At 52.3% G+C, this 17,816-nt stretch carries 15 protein-coding genes; 5 read left to right on the top strand and 10 right to left on the bottom strand.

Features of this window, described 5'->3' with window-relative positions; all coding sequences use genetic code 11:
- From HZS79_RS00075 to HZS79_RS00055, 5 genes are all read right to left on the bottom strand, one after another.
- A complete protein-coding gene (locus HZS79_RS00075; protein ID WP_179926741.1) occupies window positions 1-462 on the bottom strand; it encodes a YeeE/YedE family protein in 462 nt (153 codons plus the stop codon).
- 21 nt (window positions 463-483) lie between these two features.
- Window positions 484-1,350 carry an MBL fold metallo-hydrolase gene (locus HZS79_RS00070; RefSeq protein ID WP_179926740.1) on the bottom strand — a complete coding sequence of 289 codons (867 nt, stop codon included), beginning with the start codon at window positions 1,348-1,350 and terminating at the stop codon, window positions 484-486.
- 187 nt (window positions 1,351-1,537) lie between these two features.
- Window positions 1,538-2,758, bottom strand: coding sequence for a glycosyltransferase family protein (locus HZS79_RS00065; RefSeq protein WP_179926739.1), 1,221 nt, complete (start codon window positions 2,756-2,758; stop codon window positions 1,538-1,540).
- Window positions 2,755-3,702 carry an HAD-IIB family hydrolase gene (locus tag HZS79_RS00060; RefSeq protein WP_162218343.1) on the bottom strand — a complete coding sequence of 316 codons (948 nt, stop codon included), beginning with the start codon at window positions 3,700-3,702 and terminating at the stop codon, window positions 2,755-2,757. Before HZS79_RS00060 ends, HZS79_RS00065 begins: the two co-directional genes overlap by 4 nt.
- A 364-nt stretch (window positions 3,703-4,066) precedes the next feature.
- A complete protein-coding gene (locus tag HZS79_RS00055) occupies window positions 4,067-5,092 on the bottom strand; it encodes an OmpA family protein (protein ID WP_179926738.1) in 1,026 nt (341 codons plus the stop codon).
- 253 nt (window positions 5,093-5,345) lie between these two features.
- On the opposite strand from HZS79_RS00055, the gene HZS79_RS00050 reads away from it, so the two are divergent.
- A complete protein-coding gene (locus tag HZS79_RS00050; RefSeq protein WP_246311379.1) occupies window positions 5,346-5,933 on the top strand; it encodes a hypothetical protein in 588 nt (195 codons plus the stop codon).
- A 4-nt stretch (window positions 5,934-5,937) separates the two neighbouring features.
- Window positions 5,938-6,531, top strand: coding sequence for a FlgO family outer membrane protein (locus HZS79_RS00045; RefSeq protein ID WP_179926737.1), 594 nt, complete (start codon window positions 5,938-5,940; stop codon window positions 6,529-6,531).
- A gap of 108 nt (window positions 6,532-6,639) precedes the next feature.
- Here HZS79_RS00045 and glyA read toward each other — a convergent pair whose 3' ends face one another.
- The 3 genes from glyA to HZS79_RS00030 all read right to left on the bottom strand — a co-directional run bounded on the left by glyA (window position 6,640) and on the right by HZS79_RS00030 (window position 11,401).
- Window positions 6,640-7,905, bottom strand: coding sequence for a serine hydroxymethyltransferase (gene glyA / locus HZS79_RS00040; RefSeq protein ID WP_162218346.1), 1,266 nt, complete (start codon window positions 7,903-7,905; stop codon window positions 6,640-6,642).
- Window positions 7,906-8,037: 132 nt separating this feature from the next.
- Entirely contained in the window at window positions 8,038-10,602 is a 2,565-nt protein-coding gene (locus HZS79_RS00035; RefSeq protein ID WP_179926736.1) for an ABC transporter permease, read from the bottom strand.
- Window positions 10,595-11,401 carry an ABC transporter ATP-binding protein gene (locus HZS79_RS00030; protein WP_179926735.1) on the bottom strand — a complete coding sequence of 269 codons (807 nt, stop codon included), beginning with the start codon at window positions 11,399-11,401 and terminating at the stop codon, window positions 10,595-10,597. Before HZS79_RS00030 ends, HZS79_RS00035 begins: the two co-directional genes overlap by 8 nt.
- Here HZS79_RS00030 and HZS79_RS00025 point away from each other — a divergent pair.
- The 3 genes from HZS79_RS00025 (at window position 11,400) to HZS79_RS00015 (ending at window position 14,829) form a co-directional block, all read left to right on the top strand.
- Entirely contained in the window at window positions 11,400-12,071 is a 672-nt protein-coding gene (locus HZS79_RS00025) for an arylesterase (RefSeq protein ID WP_179926734.1), read from the top strand. The two genes, HZS79_RS00030 and HZS79_RS00025, sit on opposite strands and share 2 nt — an antisense overlap.
- Before the next feature lie 134 nt (window positions 12,072-12,205).
- Entirely contained in the window at window positions 12,206-12,910 is a 705-nt protein-coding gene (locus HZS79_RS00020; RefSeq protein WP_162218350.1) for a transglutaminase-like cysteine peptidase, read from the top strand.
- A gap of 14 nt (window positions 12,911-12,924) precedes the next feature.
- Entirely contained in the window at window positions 12,925-14,829 is a 1,905-nt protein-coding gene (locus HZS79_RS00015; RefSeq protein ID WP_179926733.1) for an EAL domain-containing protein, read from the top strand.
- A gap of 41 nt (window positions 14,830-14,870) precedes the next feature.
- Here HZS79_RS00015 and HZS79_RS00010 read toward each other — a convergent pair whose 3' ends face one another.
- Together HZS79_RS00010 and HZS79_RS16850 are read right to left on the bottom strand one after the other, a co-directional pair.
- Window positions 14,871-15,194, bottom strand: coding sequence for a tryptophan synthase subunit beta like protein (locus HZS79_RS00010; protein ID WP_162218352.1), 324 nt, complete (start codon window positions 15,192-15,194; stop codon window positions 14,871-14,873).
- 101 nt (window positions 15,195-15,295) lie between these two features.
- The coding region (locus HZS79_RS16850) for an Ig-like domain-containing protein (protein ID WP_179926732.1) at window positions 15,296-17,816 on the bottom strand (2,521 nt) is incomplete at its 5' end.

Raw genomic sequence — 17,816 nt, 5'->3', positions numbered from 1 at the left:
TCATACACCACCCCCAATGACATGGCGCATCACATACACAGTGGCAATCGCGACGATTAGAAACACGCCTGTTGCCGCCATCGAGCGAGCTGACAAGCGCGCCAAGCCACATACGCCATGACCGCTGGTGCAGCCACTGCCAAGACCTGTTCCTACACCCACCAACAACCCGGCTAGCAACATCAACGGCACACCACCCGCTGGCGCACCGATCACAGCACCAGGAGCATCGGCAACATTACCCAGCCCCCCGCCGACAGCTATTATCAGTAATGGGCCACTCACCAGTCCCGCTAAAAAAGCGACTCGCCAGGCGCTGTCACCTTTGGGTCGCTGGGTGATTAAGTTTCCAATAATGCCGCTAATGCCAGCAATGCGTCCCATCGCCCCCATCAACCACACGGCCGATAGCCCAATAAGCACACCACCAACGAGCCCTTGCAGGCTTACCATCCAGTCCACGGATTACTCCTTAAAAACGCGTTAAAAGCGATTGATGGGAACTTTCAGGTAGACAACGCCATTGTCTTCAGCGGGCGGCATGTCACCTGCGCGCATATTGACCTGAACCGAAGGAATAATGAGTTTTGGCATACCGAGTGTAGCATCGCGCTCGGTGCGCATTTTCACGAACGCATCTTCGCTAATGCCCTCATGCACATGGATGTTGGCTTGCCGCTGTTCCTCAACACTGGTTTCGTGCTGATAGGCGTCACGCTCAGGTGCTTTATAGTCGTGGCACAAAAACAGCCGTGTTTGCGTCGGCAGCGCCAGAACTTTTTGAATAGAGCGATACAGCGTTCGGGCATCCCCACCGGGGAAATCACAGCGTGCGGTGCCGTAATCCGGCATAAACAACGTGTCACCAACGAAGGCGGCGTCGCCTATCACATAAGTAAGGCAGGCAGGCGTATGGCCTGGCGTATGAAGAACATGTCCCTGAAGATTACCAATGGTAAAGGTATCACCTTCGCTAAACAGGGCATCAAATTGGCTGCCATCCCGAGCAAACTCAGTGCCCGCATTAAATGCTTTACCAAAAATTTCCTGCACGTCGACAATATGCGCGCCAATCCCCGTTTTTCCACCTAGCGTTTGGTGCAAATAGGGTGCCGCAGAGAGGTGATCAGCGTGGACATGAGTTTCTAGAATCCAGATCACCTCAAGTTGGCTGTCGCGAATAAAGGCGATGATCTCATCAGCCGAGCGAACATCTGTACGCCCTGCTGCATAATCAAAATCCAGCACAGAATCGATAATAGCGCAGGCGTTACTCTCGGAATCCTGAACTACATAGCTAAAGGTATTGGTTGGCTCATCAAAAAAGTGAGTGACAATTGGGCGTTGCATTCTATGCCTCCGGCGAATGGCAAGAAGTGATGCTGCTAGCGCCCATCATAGACCATAAAATGTTATATGTTTATACTTTTTTGGAATTTAAGACCATTTCTTGAGCATGGTCAAGATGGCTTGCTGCTGGAGCAGCGGAGCACTGAGTCGACAGCACCTCGCCTTCTTTGAGGTGCTTTAGGTGATGCTATACCTTCCCTTGATTATCCAGCTCGACTGCTTCGTGCATACGAGCCAGCACATCTGGCACGGCAGCCTGGACGCGATTCCAGCTTGGAATAAACGGGCGCTCGCGGGGGTTGTCTAAAAACAGGTTGCCCGCTTCAAGCAAGTTACTGGCAAATAATTCCACCGCCTGCTCTTCGCAGTGACGGTCTAAACTTAGCCCGTTCATTGTCGCGTCGTGATCGTAGGCTTCAATGAGATCTAAGGCGAAACGATAGTAGGTCGCTTTCAGCGTACGGAAGTCCTCACTGCTAAAGCTAACCCCCTGAGTAGCCAATTTACGATATAACGCCTTGGCGATATCCAAGCTCATTCGGTTCAAGCCACTGTTGGCATCTTCTTCGCTAACGGGCTGGTGCTTATGGTCGTAGGTATCGGCAATATCTACCTGGCACAACTGACGGAGGGAGTAATTACGCTGCAATTCTGACAATACACCGATTTCTAATCCCCAATCGGCTGGAATGCGTATGCCTTCCAGCACATCACTGCGCATGGCGAATTCACCGGATAAGGGGTAGCGAAAGCTGTCTAAGTAATCTAGATAAGGCAGCGGGCCACAGACGGTCTTTAAGGCACGTAGCAGCGGTGTCACCATTAGCCTGGAGACACGGCCATTTAGCTTACCCTCGGCAATACGTGGATAGTACCCTTTACAGAAACTGTAATTGAAACGGGGATGCGTAACGGGATACATCAAGCGCGCTAATAAACTGCGGTCATAGGTAAGGATATCGCAGTCATGCAAACCAACCACCGTCGAGCGCCCTGAACTGAGTACATAGCCCGCACAATACCAAACATTTCTTCCTTTACCCGGCTCTAACGCGCCTAAACCATGGCTCTCCAACTCCTGATCTAACGCTCTTAAACGCGGACCATCATTCCATAGGATTCGTGTGTGCTGAGGCAGGCGTGAAAAGAACTCCCGTGCATATAAAAATTGGTCTCGATCGGCTCGGTCTAGGCCAATCACAATCTCATTGAGATAGGGTACTTTGACTAACTCATCAACAATCGCAGACAGTGCAGGCCCTTCAAGTTCAGAAAAAAGAGAGGGTAAAATCAGTCCCATCGGGCGACGCTTGGAAAACTGGCAAAGCTCTTGTTCAAGCGCTTCAACCGGTCGACGCGTTAAGTTGTGGAAATCAGTAATGACACCATTTTGATGGAAATCACTCATACGCTGGCCTCCCGTGGCTTGTCAGCTGGCACTGCGGCTTCCGCCTCTAAACGCCCATTATCTCGCCCCCACCAATGAGCCACCCCCTCAGCCCAACCTTTTGGCCCTGTGGCGCTAGTCCGATACAACGAGGCATTTTGAGGCTCTACCTTGAGCTCATGACAACCTCGAATGACCACGGCCTGGTCGACAGTTTCCAGCATGGTGACATCGTTAGGGCCATCGCCCAGCCCTAATGAAAGCGGCTGACTTCCTCGTAATGCAGTAAAGCGCTTAATAAGCCACTCCACAGCCCCACCCTTATCGGATAAGCGCCCCATAACATGCCAAAAGCGCCCTCCTTGGGTAAGCTCCAGACCATCTCCTTCTAACGCAACACGAAACGCTTCAAGTGCAGCGGCGTCGTCTTCCCAAATAAGCGGCTCACTTCCTTCCCGCTGCCGCGCCGCTTTTGCACGCGCTTCATCCAAGCCTGTTAACGCCATTACCTGATGAATATTCATCTCCCCCATCCGAGTGAAGCGAACGCCCAGGCGCTGCTGCCACACCTTTAAACGTGCTTTGATAAAACCGATGTCAACACCGGTATGTTTAATGACGACGCCATCACGACCACTTCCGGGACGATCTAAACGCGCATGACACCAGCCCGGAGGCAGACCGATAACAGCACCGTTTTCAGCGATAAAGGGGGTGGCTGTTAGCCCAAGGGTTTCGCGCAAGGGAATGAGTTCCGCGCGGGTTTTACTGGTTACCGGTATAACCGGCACACCTAGCTGCTTGAGACGTGCAAGCCAGGGGGTTGCAGGAGAAAAATCATAGCTGTGGTGATCTAAAAGCGAGCCATCTAAATCAGTGACCACCAAACGAGGTTGTAGCGCTGGATCCATACCGCCTGGCGGTAAAGCATCTCTGGGCAATGCAGCACACGTGAGTTCGGTCATAGCACCACCTTTTGCAATCTTAAAAGCCGTAACGCACTTTCACATTTAAGATAAGCAACAAGGCAATTTATGTGCCAATAGGGATTTATTTTTTAATATCAAACAATTAAATAACAACTCCAGAGCCAAGCCGTTAAGGCACCAAAACGATGCGGCCGAAACGCACCAAAATAATGCGCAGGAAAATAAAAAATTTACACAAAGCCTTGGCAAAAGCTCACAAATAGCTATACTCAAATTGTACCCACTGACAACCTTGTACACCCCTCACCTGATGTCAGTGGGCTGCAGTGAGCCAAGCCCTTTCATGCCCGCCTACCCTGGCGGGCTTTTTTTATTAATTGCCTCTTACACTACTCCACCATTACTCCACGTGAATAACGACTTCAACGCGTCGGTTACGTGCACGCCCATCCGCCGTTGTGTTGTCTTCAAGAGGCTGTGTGGCCGCCAACCCAACTGCTCGCAAACGCTCAGGTGCAACGCCTGCCGCTTCCAGCGATTCAACAATCGCAATCGCTCGGGCGCTGGAAAGTGCCCAGTTCGAGGAAAACTCTGGTGTATTGATAGGCTGGCTGTCTGAGTGTCCTTCCACCCACACTTCACCATCAAAACGCTGGATGGTATCCATCAACGATCCTATCAACGACGACCCACCCTCTGTGAGGTCTGCACCAGCGGAGGGAAACAACATGCGGTCCTGGACACGCAAGCTAATACCTTCAGCCACCCGCGACACTTCTACGCCATCGAGATTGGGTAGATACGTCGACGTCTCCACTCGCTCGGTCAACGACTCATCAAGCGCTAGCGCGCTATTAATCGCCTCATTCGACACTTCTTGTACGTTGACTGGGGGGCGATCCGTCAGCAGCACCATATAATTTGCCAAAGGCGATGTTGAACTGCGATCCTCCGTTGGCAGCAACAAACGTGGCAACATCACATCAATCGCCAGTGCCTGCTGATCCTCAACAGCGGAGGTCTCTGTCACACGAGCAAGCAATGGAGGCGGCGCGCTAGCTACCTCACGACGCTTCGGCAGCCCCGAAACACCCAGTGCAGCACTTATGGCCATCGGGCTAAGTGTCATCCCCTCTGGGGCAGGAATGACTGGGAGAACTTCGTGCTGCTGCCGGAAATCACCAAGCGTTCCGGGCAGTGGTATTTCAAGTGTTGGTAACGCGTCATAACGATACTCATCCGGTTCAGACGGCTGCGACCAGGATGGGTTAGTCACACCAGCGGCAGCAATAATAATCACAAATAATGCCACCAGCAGTGTCATCACATCGATATAGCTAATCATCCAACCGCTGTTGCTATCGTCTTCAGGATAAGCCGTTAGCAAGGAATCATGACGTGGACCAGCGCGGTGATCTTCAAGCATGGGTGTTAGCACTCATTCAAGTTTTTAACCTCGTGGCCGATCTAAGGTAAGCGTGGCAAACTAGTCTATCAAAAGCCGTTTCGTAGCGATAAGGAACTATCAGGTGCGCATTCGACCTATGTCATCACCCACTGTCCAATTATTTCGTCCTGTCTGCATTGGACTTGCTAGCTTAATGCTGAGCGGCTGCTTCTATGCCAATACGTCACAAGCACCAATTGCGACAACTTATCCATACACGGAACAGCAGCGCATGCAGGCCGCCCAGCACTGGGAAGTGCTTGCTCAGCATGAAGCCGCTGGCATTCTGCGCAGCGAACGGGTACGTTTTCGGGACTTACATATCCCCGTACAGGAGCACACGCTTACTAATGCCTACCAAGGTGGCGAGTTTGAACGTGGCTTTCGCACATTACTAACAAGCGAGCTGGTCTCAGGTGGCGGAAGCGTGACTACCCAACCGCATCCTCATGGCGCCACTATAAACATCGACGTTGAGGTTGTGGAACATCGCGATCGTGGCTATGTACGCCCACCTTTTGGCACTTATACGTCACTTGCCGGCGGCGTCGCCGTTGCCAGTATAGCGCTCAGCAACTGGAGCCAACCTGCACTGGGTTTAATTCCTGCTGCGATACTAGCAGACACAACCAACGGTAGCTGGACTCACGTGGGAAATGAGGAAATTATCATTACTACCCAAATCGTTGATGAAGACCGAATTCTCTATTCATCTTCTAACATTTATTACATTAACGCAGGTGACCGGCGCCATTACGCGCCTCACCGGGTGCCCCAAGCACCGACAATACCGTCTGTTTCTATCACCGATACTTGGTAATCAAATGCGTTTATCTCTGCCGTTTAAGTCTCAGTTACCCGGGCTCGCCGCCAGCTCTCGTTTGTTATTTCTCATTGTGATGACGCTGCTGTTGGTAGGCTGCGCCGCGCTTGGCAATAACAATACTGCGCGAAATGCTGAGCCTAAACCGGGCCTTTCCGAGCTAGCTCATCAAGCCGCAGCTCAAATGGTCGCCAATAACCCAGATGTTACTCGCTATAACCCGATGATTGCGGCAACCTTTGTGAGCATTGACAACCTTAGTCAGTCATCTACCTTCGGTCGCATCAGCTCAGAAATCATGGCCTCAGCCTTGGCGCAACAAGGCATGCAAGTGCGCGAAGTTAAAATGCGTGACAGCATGTTTATTGAAGAAACCGTGGGCGAGTTAATTCTGTCTCGCCAAGTGCAGCGCCTTAGCGCCCAGCATAATGCGCGCTCTATTTTGATGGGAACCTATGCCCAAGGACAGGATTACCTCTATGTTAGCGCGCGGGTAGTACGCGTTGGCGATGCAATGGTACTAGGCAGCGCAGACTTTCAGCTGCCACTGGATAATAACCTGCGCAGCTTGTTAGAAGGCCAGGGTGGCTGGTAAAAAATAACGCAGCGACACGCGATAAAAAAGCGCTAACCCTCATGGGCTAGCGCTTTTTCTTTGCCACATCCTAGTAGCGACTATTCACAAATAGCGGCGGACAAGGAATTACTTGTAAACCGGGAAGCGGCCACACACTTGTGCCACTTTATCGAGCACTTGGGCTTCGATTGAGCTTGTGTCATCGCCCTGAGCGAGCACATCCAAGATGTCACAAATCCAACCGGCCAGCTGGCTGCACTCATCTTCACCGAAACCACGGGTTGTAACGGCAGGCGTACCAATGCGCAAACCAGAGGTCACAAACGGGCTCTGCGGGTCGTTAGGCACTGCATTTTTATTCACAGTAATGTGAGCCCGGCCCAGAGCGGCGTCAGCATCTTTACCGGTCACCCCCTGCTTGATCAAAGACAGCAGGAATAGGTGATCTTCGGTACCGCCGGACACGATGTCGTAACCGCGGTCAATAAACACCTTGGCCATCGCCTGGGCGTTTTTCACCACCTGCTGCTGGTAAGTTTTGAACTCAGGAGCCATGGCTTCTTTGAAGCAGATCGCTTTGGCAGCGATAACATGCATCAACGGACCGCCCTGACCACCTGGGAAGACCGCTGACTGCAGCTTCTTCTCGATATCCGCATCGTTTTCAGCGGATAGAATAACGCCGCTGCGTGGGCCGCGCAGGGTTTTGTGCGTGGTTGATGTCACCACGTGGGCGTGGGGCAGCGGGCTTGGGTAAACGCCGGCCGCGACCAAACCAGAGACGTGTGCCATATCAACCAACAAGTAGGCACCCACTTCATCAGCGATTTCACGGAATTTAGCCCAGTCGACAATTTGCGAGTAGGCAGAGAAACCGGCAATGATCATTTTAGGCTTGTGCTCGCGGGCAAGCTCAGCCACCTGATCGTAATCAATGAAGCCCTGCTCGTTCAGCCCATACTGGATAGCATTGTAGTGTTTGCCGGAGAAGTTAGGCTTGGCACCATGAGTCAGGTGACCGCCCGCATCCAGGCTCATCCCCAAGATGGTGTCGCCCGGCTTTACCAGCGCTTGGAAAACCGCGCTGTTGGCCTGGGAACCAGAATGAGGCTGAACATTCACGTAGGTAGCGCCGAACAGTTGCTTGGCATAGTCGATCGCGAGGTTTTCAGCGATATCGACAAATTCACAGCCGCCATAGTAGCGCTTACCTGGATAACCTTCGGCGTATTTATTGGTCAGCTGGCTGCCTTGGGCTTCCAGTACGCGTGGACTAGCGTAGTTTTCAGAAGCAATCAATTCAATGTGAGCTTCTTGGCGTGCAACTTCTTTTTGCATCGCATCAAAAAGCACATCATCGAATCCGGCAATTGTCATATCGCGGCTGAACATCGGCGGGAACCTCGTTACGAAAGGATCATCATGGAGAAGCTAGGGCGCTATCATAACGCAGCCTGACGCGACTTTCATCGCATCCGCGTCAGGTCGTGCATGAGTATGTTTCATGTTGGCGTGCATTAAAGGTTACGTCTCCCCTAGTAGCCCAAGGCTAGCGGCTGGCGCTTGGCGCCGGAGACTATAAGAAAGCGCATGACCAATAACGCCTATCATTAACGCACCGCCTAATGGCAGGATAAGCCAAAGCCCTAAGTGCAAACGTGGCGTTAGCTCCAGCCAATAGAGATACAGGGCAGCTGTCGCAACCTCCGCGAGCACGGCCCCCATTAAGCCACTGGCAAAACCTAACAGCGCATACTCCGCCCCCTGCACCCGAGAAATCATTCGATTACCTGCCCCAAATACGCGCAATAACCCGCTTTCATGGGCACGTACAGGGCGGCTAGCCGTCAGCGCGGCGTAAAGCACGCTTACCCCCGCCATAAGCACTAAGATAAGCACGAGCTCTACAGCACGGGTGACCTGGGTCAGCACTTCCCGCACCTGACCTAAAATGGCATCTACATTGAGCAATGACACCCCAGGAAAGTCGCTTACCAGTTGGCGAATCAAGCCCTGTTCATCCTCCGGAAGGTGGAAGGCGGTGATGAAGCTATGCCCAAAGGTTTCGAGAACCCCCGGCGGGAAAATCACGAAGAAATTTGGGTTAAAGCTATCCCAATTAAGGCTACGTAGGCTCTCGATGCGCGTGGTAATTGTATTTCCACCCACAGAGAACGTAAGTTCATCGCCCAGGCCTAAACCGAGACGATCCGCCAAGCCATCTTCCATAGAAATAGGTACAACCTCGGAAGCCGCTTGCGGCGTTGCCACCACTTCGCTCATCCACCCTTGCGGCTCGCTGGCTTGCACAAACCACTGCCCTGCCACTACTTGATTTCCTTCAGGTAGCTCTGATTGCCAAGTGAGGTTCAGCTCACGGCGCAACGAATTATCCCCCCTGGCATCCGGTGGCACAGCCTCCCTGGGCGGCTGACCATTAATGGCGCTAATACGCCCACGCACCATCGGATAGAGGGTACTTTGCGCCTCAATCCTCAGGGCAACTGCGTCTTCGAAAGCATCACGCTCACTGGGCTGTATGTTAATTGCAAAGTAGTTGGGCGTGTTCTCGGGTAGTTGATCCTGCCAAGTGGTCAGCAAATCACCACGTACCATAACGATCATTGCCATGGCAAAAAAGGTCACGGCGAATGCTAATAGCTGCCCCAACCCAGCCTCCTTGCGCCGAGCTAGCTGCCGACCACCGAGTCTAAATGCTTGCCCCCACTCGCTGCCTCCAGAGAGTCGCTGGACAAGTTTCAGAAGGCCGTTTAGCAGCAGACCGCTGACCAGCCAAAGCAACCCAAGCAGTGCTGAGCCACCAATCAACAACGCTAATGCGAGTGAAAAACTACCAGAGTAAAGCCATAACAAACCACCAAACACCAAGCTTGCGACACCCACCACCAACCAAGCTGACGGCGGCAACGGGTCAAGCTCGCGGCGCAAGACTTTCAACGCACTGACGCGTTTAATCCGCAACAGTGTTGGCCCTGCAAACCCCACTAACACCGCCAGCGCGGTAAAAACTCCCAGCCACAGCGGCATAATGCCAGGCGGCGGTAATGTCATGGGTAGAAAGCTAGTGAGCAGCCACAGCAATACGGCCTGGCCAACCAGGCCTAATAAAGCACCTATCACAGCCGCCATTAACGCCAGCCCCATTAGCTGGAGAGAGAAAATAGTCACTAACTGATATTGGCTAGCACCAAAGCAGCGCAGCAATGCCGCAGTATCCAGATGGCGCTCGACATAGCGACGGGTAGACATAGCCACCGCTACCCCTGCCAACAGCACTGCTGCCAAGCCTGCAAGTCCTAAATAGCTTTCGGCACGTTGCAGAGCGTTGCCCAACTGAGGGCGATCAACACGTACATCGCGCACCTCAACACCATCACGCCTTAACTCAGCCAGTAACGCCTGCACCTGTTCCAGTGCTGCGGGTGGTCCGGCGGCCAGCAGTTCGAACCCGATACGAGAGCCTGGTTGCACCAGCCCTGTCGCCTCTAAGTCCGCGGTATTCAGCATCAAACGTGGGTTGAAGTTACCAAACCCACCCGATTGATCTGCCTCTCGTTCAATAATCCCGCTAACGGTCAGTTCGGTTTGACCTACTTGAACTCGGTCACCTAATTCAAGCTCAATCAACTGCGCTAAGCGCGGGTCTGGCCAGGCTTCTCCAGGCGGCGGCCCTGATGCGATCTGTTCAACGCCATTACCACGATCCACATGAGACACGCCGTAATGAGGATACACGTCATCGACAGCTTTCAAGCTGGCAGGTTGGAATTGCTCGCCATGGCTGATCATTGAAACCAAGTCAACTTGGTCGCTGAGGACAAAGCCTGCCTGTTCGAGCGTCGTTCGCAACTCTTCAGAGAACGGCTCACGCTGCTCTAACACCAGATCACCGCCCAACATTTGCCCTGCCTGACGTTCCAAGCCACGCTCTATGCGATCAAGGAAGAAAGCGATCATGGTGGAAGCAGCAACGGCTAATACCAATGCCACAAATAGCGCTCGAACGTCCGCGGCACGTAAGTCGCGCCTCAAACTGCGTGCAGCAAGCCTCCAGTTCAGATCACTCATCGCCACCCCCATTGGCAGCAGCGGAAGGCTCGAACGGCATCAGTTGTCCATCAGCAAGACGCAAACATCGGTCACAGCGGCGAGCAAGTGCATGGTCATGGGTCACCAAAATGAGCGTCGTGCCCGCTTCACGATTCAAGGTAAAAAGAAGGTCAATAATTTGTGCACCGGTATCAGGATCCAGATTACCGGTGGGCTCATCGGCAAATACCAGTTCAGGGTCGGTGACAAAGGCGCGCGCAATAGCAACGCGCTGCTGCTCACCACCAGAAAGCTGCTTGGGCAAATGTTCCATGCGCTCACCCAGCCCCACTCGCTCAAGCCACTGCGCTGCCGTTTGGGTCTCGCCTGCTCTTGGTGAAAGCTCTAGCGGTAATAGCACGTTTTCCAGTGCGCTTAACGTTGGCAGCAGTTGAAAATTTTGAAACACAAATCCTACTCTGCCTGCACGCAGTGACGCTCGGCCGTCTTCATCCATTCGACTTAGCGGCTGACCAAACAGCGTTAATTCGCCATCACTTGGTGTATCCAAACCTGCCAACAACCCAAGCAGCGTCGATTTGCCGGCACCACTTTTGCCAAGGATAGCAACACTTTCTCCCGCCGCTACGCTGAGATATAGGTCGTGTAAGATGGTCAGCGCACGCTCCCCGCTTTTTACTTGTTTAGACAGTTTTTCAGCGTGAAGTACCGGCTGGTGAGCTTGCTTATGGGGAACCTTGCTGACTGTTGAGGTGTCGGTGGAGGGCCGTGCGTCATTGACAGATAAATGGGCTGATTGGTCAGAGGAGTAAGACATGAAGCAAAGAATCCCTGTAGCGTGGCAAAAACTGAACCGTATGTTAACCGCTGGGTTGCTAGTACTGATAGTTATCTTTAGCGCACCTGGGCTGAGCGCAGATCAACGCCCTACCCTCTTGGTGATGGGCGATAGCCTTAGCGCCGCTTATGGTATTGAACAAGAGCAAGGCTGGGTGACGCTGTTGGCAGAGCGCTTAAAAGATGAAGTCCAGGTCGTGAACGCCAGTATTAGTGGTGAAACGACCTCCGGTGGTGCGCAGCGGCTTGCTAGCATCATCGGACAGCGGCAGCCTGATATCGTTCTATTAGAATTAGGCGGTAACGACGGTCTACGTGGGCTTCCTCCTACCCAAATGCGTGCCAATCTAGCCAGCATGATTGAGCAAAGCCAGCAGGCAGGTGCCGATGTTCTACTTCTCGGCATTGATATTCCACCTAACTACGGCCAAGCCTACCGCGATGCATTTACGGGCGTTTTCCACTCTCTTGCGGGTGAATATAACGTAGCGCTCGTGCCCTTCTTACTGGAGGGCGTGGCATTGAATGATGAGCTGATGCAAAGCGATGGCATACACCCAACCGCTGAAGCCCAACCCATTATTTTAGAAAATGTTTGGCCTGAACTAGAGCCGCTACTCGACAGCGTGGTTAGTGCATCCTCTAGCTAACCACGGCCTGATCTCAGAGCTTGGCCTTATGCTTATTTGCTACGACTGTGTTGGTACTTTCTACCGAGGAGAGATAGCACTTCAACGCCGCAACTTGTAGTCTTAACACTTATTAACTATTAACGACGGCGCTTATGCCTGCCTCCTCCCGCTATCAATGTCAGCCACTTACGCGTCGACAGTTTCTCGCGACTGTTGGCGCTGTTGCATTGGGCGCTGGGCTAGGCATTCACCCCGCTCCCGCCGCAGCCTTCAACCCCCAGCGGTTACGCCAAAGCATGCAGCAACAGTATGGCCAATCTGGGCTTGCTGTTTTGGAGGAGTGGTTTGCCATGCTTGAGCGCTTGCGCGGGCAAGATATTCAAACCCAACTAAGAGACGTCAACGACTTCGTTAATCGTCGCATCCGTTGGGTCGATGATATACACGTGTGGGGGCAAGAAGACTTTTGGGCCACCCCCCTTGAATCATTGGGGAAAGGGCAAGGTGATTGTGAAGATTACTCTATTGCTAAATATGTCAGTCTGAAACAACTGGGTGTGCCAGGCGAACGTCTAAGGATGATTTACGTTCGTGCGCGTATTGGTCGCAGTCAGATCTCCCAGGCACATATGGTGCTTGGTTATTATTCAACGCCAAGTGGCGAACCGTTGATACTTGATAATATTGCGCCTTCCATTTCGCCAGCCTCCCAGCGAACCGACCTGGACCCCCTTTTCAGTTTCAATAGTGAGGGCCTTTGGGCTGGCGGCGGAACAGAATCACGGGCCGACCCCCTAGCACGGCTATCACGCTGGCGTAACGTTATTGAACGTATGCAATCACAGGGTTTCATTTAAAAGGATAAAGCACTATGTCGCTGATCAAACAACTCTGGCTGGCCATTATTGCGCTACTGTTACTTTCGTTTATCGGCAGCCTTGCGATCAGCATTACCTCCAGCCGTGACTATATTGAGCAAGAAGTACGCATTAAGAACGAAGACAATGCAACGGCGCTGGCACTCTCCATGAGTCAGCTCGATAAGGACATGGTGACACTTGAACTGTTAATTTCAGCACAGTTCGATACCGGTTATTACCGCCGTATTGTACTGCGCGATGCCGAAGGTGATGTACTTATTGAGCGGGCATCTAGTGAGTACCGTGGTGATGTGCCCGCTTGGTTTCGTAACATCGTTCAGTTTGATGTCCCTACTGGCATCGCAACCATTCAAGATGGCTGGCGGCAGTTCGGCACGCTGGAGCTAGAAAGCCAGCACAGTTTTGCCTATGCCTCTTTGTGGCGGAGCATGCTGGGCTTAACAGGCTGGTTCTTGCTAGCTGGCGCCATTAGCCTCGGCATCGCCACCCTCGTCGTGCGCGGCATCAAGCACCCGTTGGTTCGCATGGTCGCCCAGGCAAAAGATATTAGCGCTCGACGTTTTACCACCATCAAAGAGCCGCGTACGCTAGAGCTGCGAGAAGTGGCACAAGCCATGAACATACTCTCTGCCAATGTTCGCCAAATGCTCAGCCAAGAGAGTCAAAAACTAGACGAACTCCGCCGCCACCTTCAGCACGACCGTGTTACCGGTGCACTTAACCGCGACGTATTTATGGGGCGCCTGGCATCATTACTTGGTAGTGATGATGCACGTGCCACTGGGGTCATGGTGATGGTAAGCGTTCCAGCACTTGAAGAGCTAAATGAGCAACTTGGCCACCAAGCTACCGATCAACTATTAAGTGAGTTAGTTAAGCAACTTTCTCAACTTACCCCCTCATCGGAAGAGTCGCTTGTTGGACGCTTAAACGGCAGTGATTTTATGCTGATGCTGCCCTTAGTAGAAAACAGCAAAATACTCGTAGATCGTCTTTACCAATCGCTTGAAACAGTCGCAGGGTTGGCTCCAGGCACTACGATCCGATTACCCACAGCACTCGTTGCTTACACTCCCCAGGATGTACGCGGCGAACTGCTGGCTACCTTAGATGATGCCTTAGCAGAAGCTGAAAGCGCGAGCTCAAACATTATGGTGGTCGTTCGAGAGCGCGAACAAACCTCGCTTTTCAACAGCCACATTGAATGGCGCTCAGCACTGAAGGCCGCCATTACACAAGGGCCTCAGTTAGCCTACTTCCCCGTTATTGACGCCGACCAAAACATACTGCACTACGAGTGTCCTGCACGCCTGGAACTCGCCAACCACTGGCAGACTGCCGGCATGTTTATTCCCTGGGTATCGCGTTTCCATTTAGAGCCTGGGCTGGATATCGCTGTCGTCAAAAAAGCCCTGGAGCAACTAGCGGCCCATCCAACACATAGCATTGGCATTAATATCTCGATTGCCTCTATTACCAATGCTCAATTTGTTAACGAGCTGAGAGCACTGCTTGAAAAACAGCCCCAATTGGCCAAGCAGCTCTGTTTTGAAGTACCCGCCACCTTAGATGCCCAGGCTATCGGCAGCCTGCGCGGGCTTTGCACTGCGCTAAGGCCACTGGGATGCCAGTTTGGGATTGAGCACGTGGGGGCTGAGTTTACCAAGCTTGCGGATTTACACGATATCGGGCTGGCCTACCTAAAAATAGACAGCAGCTTGATTTGTGGTATTCAGGCGTCGCATGAACAGCAAACTATCGTGCGGGGAATGTCGACGTTATGCCATTCCCTTGGCATTCAGGTTATTGCAGAAGGTGTAACCGAACAGGCAGAACTCGATACTCTTTTCCAAGTAGGTGTAGATGGTGCTACCGGGCCTGGCGTTCGCATTTAAGGGCGCATAAATGCTAACGCGGCATAGTCACAGTTGCCGCGTTAGAAAATGTCGCCATCATCACTTAACAAGTTGACAGAGCTCTTAGAACGCAACGACTTGCGCTCCATGATTTTGCTCTGTGCCGCTGAAGGCAGGTCAGTAAAGCTAATCACTCCTTTCTCTAACAACACTTCTAGCATATCTTCCACCACTCGTACGAAGGCTAGGTCAGAAGCAATAAACTGCGCCGACTGCCCCGTTTGCTCAGCTAAAAAGGCAAACACTTCCGGCGAGTCTTCATTGATAGTGTCATTACACTCAGGCGACGGCTCTTTACTGAGCATCACAATTTCTCCTTGAGCATTGCGTTTGATGTAGAACATAGCGGCTTCCTCGGTAAGTAAAAGCGCTTAAGTGTCGCTAAACGTAATCTTCCACTAAGAGTAGCAAGGCCGCCCGGTAGGCGGCCTTGCAAACACAGTGGCTATTGATCGATATCGAGTTTACCGTTTTGGATCATAAAGTCGATCACTTGTTGAGAAGTGCTACCCCCACCAAAGTCAGCGAAGGTTTTGCCCTCTAAGCGTATGACTTGATCGGCATTCTCTTTATCACCCGCCAGGTCACCTTGAGAGTTTAGATAAAGTACTGTGTCGCTGCCCTCTTGTTCCGCAACGATATAAGTACTCAGATCAACCGCATCCTCTTCTCCTTGGAGCAGGTCGGCAATATGCAAGACATTGTTGCCATTACCAAAATCTTTCACAATATCAACCGCTGGGGCATCCGCTGTACCTTGGTCACCATCCTGCCAAAGGAAGATATCGTCACCTGAACCACCAATTAGAATGTCGTTGCCCTCACCACCGATCAAGGTGTCTGTTCCGGCACCACCGATGAGCACATCATCGCCTGCTCCACCGTCCAAGGTATTGTTACCACCTTGTGTACGTGCGGTATCAACCAAAGATTCCCAGTTTTCTCGAATATAGTCGATAATCTGACTCTCTTCAGGTGACGCGCCGTTATTCACTTCCCACCTTAAGTAGTCGCGTAGTCCTTGGTAACCCAACCCATCATGGCTACCGGCACCAAAGAAGACGCCTGTATCTCCGTTAGTCCACTCAAGATGATCGGTATTGATGGTGTCGCCAAAGAGAATATCGTTGCCATCGCCCCCCTTCAGGATGTCATCGCCCAGATCTTCAAGATCATCAAACTCCGAACTACCCTCCAGCGCAGCGGCCAAGTCTTCAGCGTTATTGACAATTTCAACATCGCCAACAGGCCCTGAGACAGTGCGAACAACATCTTGCCATTTACCAAATGGCCAACGACCAACATACTCTCGCCCTACAACAAAGCTCTCAGACCCAAAACCTTCAGTCTCAGTATTGTCGAAGAAGCGCAGATAGTTCTCTGACACACGACTGCCAATACCAATTGCATTGACTGGGGAAATATTTGACAGGCCTTCAAATGCTCTTACTGACGCCTCAAAGGTGGCAAAATCGGTTTCATAACCTGGGCCGCTCAAGTTGCCAGATTGATCGTAGTAGAACGTAGGATCACCATCCGTTAGGAAGTAAGTAAGATTCTCAAACTCTCCCTCATCCTGCTGGCCATTCTGAGCATTAAACCAAGCGACCGATTGCTCAAAGGCAGCCTGATAGTTAGTGCCTCCACCTGCTTGCAGTGCATTGATAGCATTAATCAACTGATGTGCATTACTCGAATCCAACCCTTGAATGACAATGGGGGTTGATGCATGACTTGAGAAAGGCACTAGCTGAACGTTGATCGAACCTTCATGATCTCTCAACTGGTTAGTCAGGTTCACTAAGGATTGCCTGGTCAGCTCCATCAGCGACAACCCAGGTTGCCCCGAATTATTATTCATACTTCCCGACACATCGACAATAAGGGAAATATTGTAATTAGCGGCCGGATCTATAATGGTGACTTTTCCACCACGGTCGCCAAGGATGACATCATCACCACCACCACTTTCGATGATGTCATCTCCATTGCCCCCTACAGTGAGTGAAGCCGGTGGCTGAACCTCAAATGGCCGATCAGCCTCTGCCCCATAGGCATTGCCGAATTGATCCTGTCCTACAACGCTAGCAGTCACATCTCCAGAAGCTAGCCCCGCCACCTTATCGCTGGGAACATTCACCACCCAAGAGCTACCGTCTTGGTCAACCTCTGTGATATAGGTCTGTCCGCCAACTGTAACCTCAACCGTGTCACCAGCTTTAGCATCACCACCAACGGAGCCACTGATTGACTGTTCCTCTTTAGCCTCACTATTACTTAGGAAGTCATCACCACCAAAGAGCGCATCTATTGCAATGGTGGCTTCTGGTGCAACGTTAGCTACGCCTTTGCTGTCATCATCGCTGGCGCTGTTACCCGCCAGATCGGTGACCGTGGCGCTAACACTAACGTTAGTCGCACCTTGGCTCACAGCGACCCAAACAGTGACGCCGTTATCAATGTCTTGCTGCTCCAGCACCACTGTGGTTAGGGTGTTACCGCCCGCATCTTTAACGACCAACGTATCGCCAACCTCAGTACCCGCTTGGAAAGTGACTAAAGCTTCTACGCTATCAGGCTCACCGGCAGCAATCTCGTCAATGTTATAGATATCATCTTCGCCCGCACCTAGGAGTGCCACGCTAACTGTCGGCGCAGTGGCGTCGATAACGCCGTTATCCGTGGCGCTGTCGCTGTTGCCCGCTGGGTCGGTGACCGTGGCGGTAACGCTGATGTCGGTATCGCCATCAGTAAGGTCGGTGATGGTCACGGTCAGGCCGTTGTCCAGCATCTCCTGGGTGACGTCGCCGTTGAACAGCTCATTGCCCTTGCCGTCGGTGACCACCAGGGTGTCACCGATTTCGGTGCTGCTGCCCAGGGTGACGGTGGCATTAACGCCATCGGCGATTTCGTCGGCGCTGTAGATGTCGCCGCTAGCCGCTTCCAGCTCAACACTGACCGTCGGC

It is taken from the genome of Vreelandella zhaodongensis, assembly GCF_013415115.1.
GTDB lineage: Bacteria > Pseudomonadota > Gammaproteobacteria > Pseudomonadales > Halomonadaceae > Vreelandella > Vreelandella zhaodongensis.
Note: the sequence above shows the minus strand (reverse complement) of the source record. Positions and strands in the feature narration are given on the sequence as shown.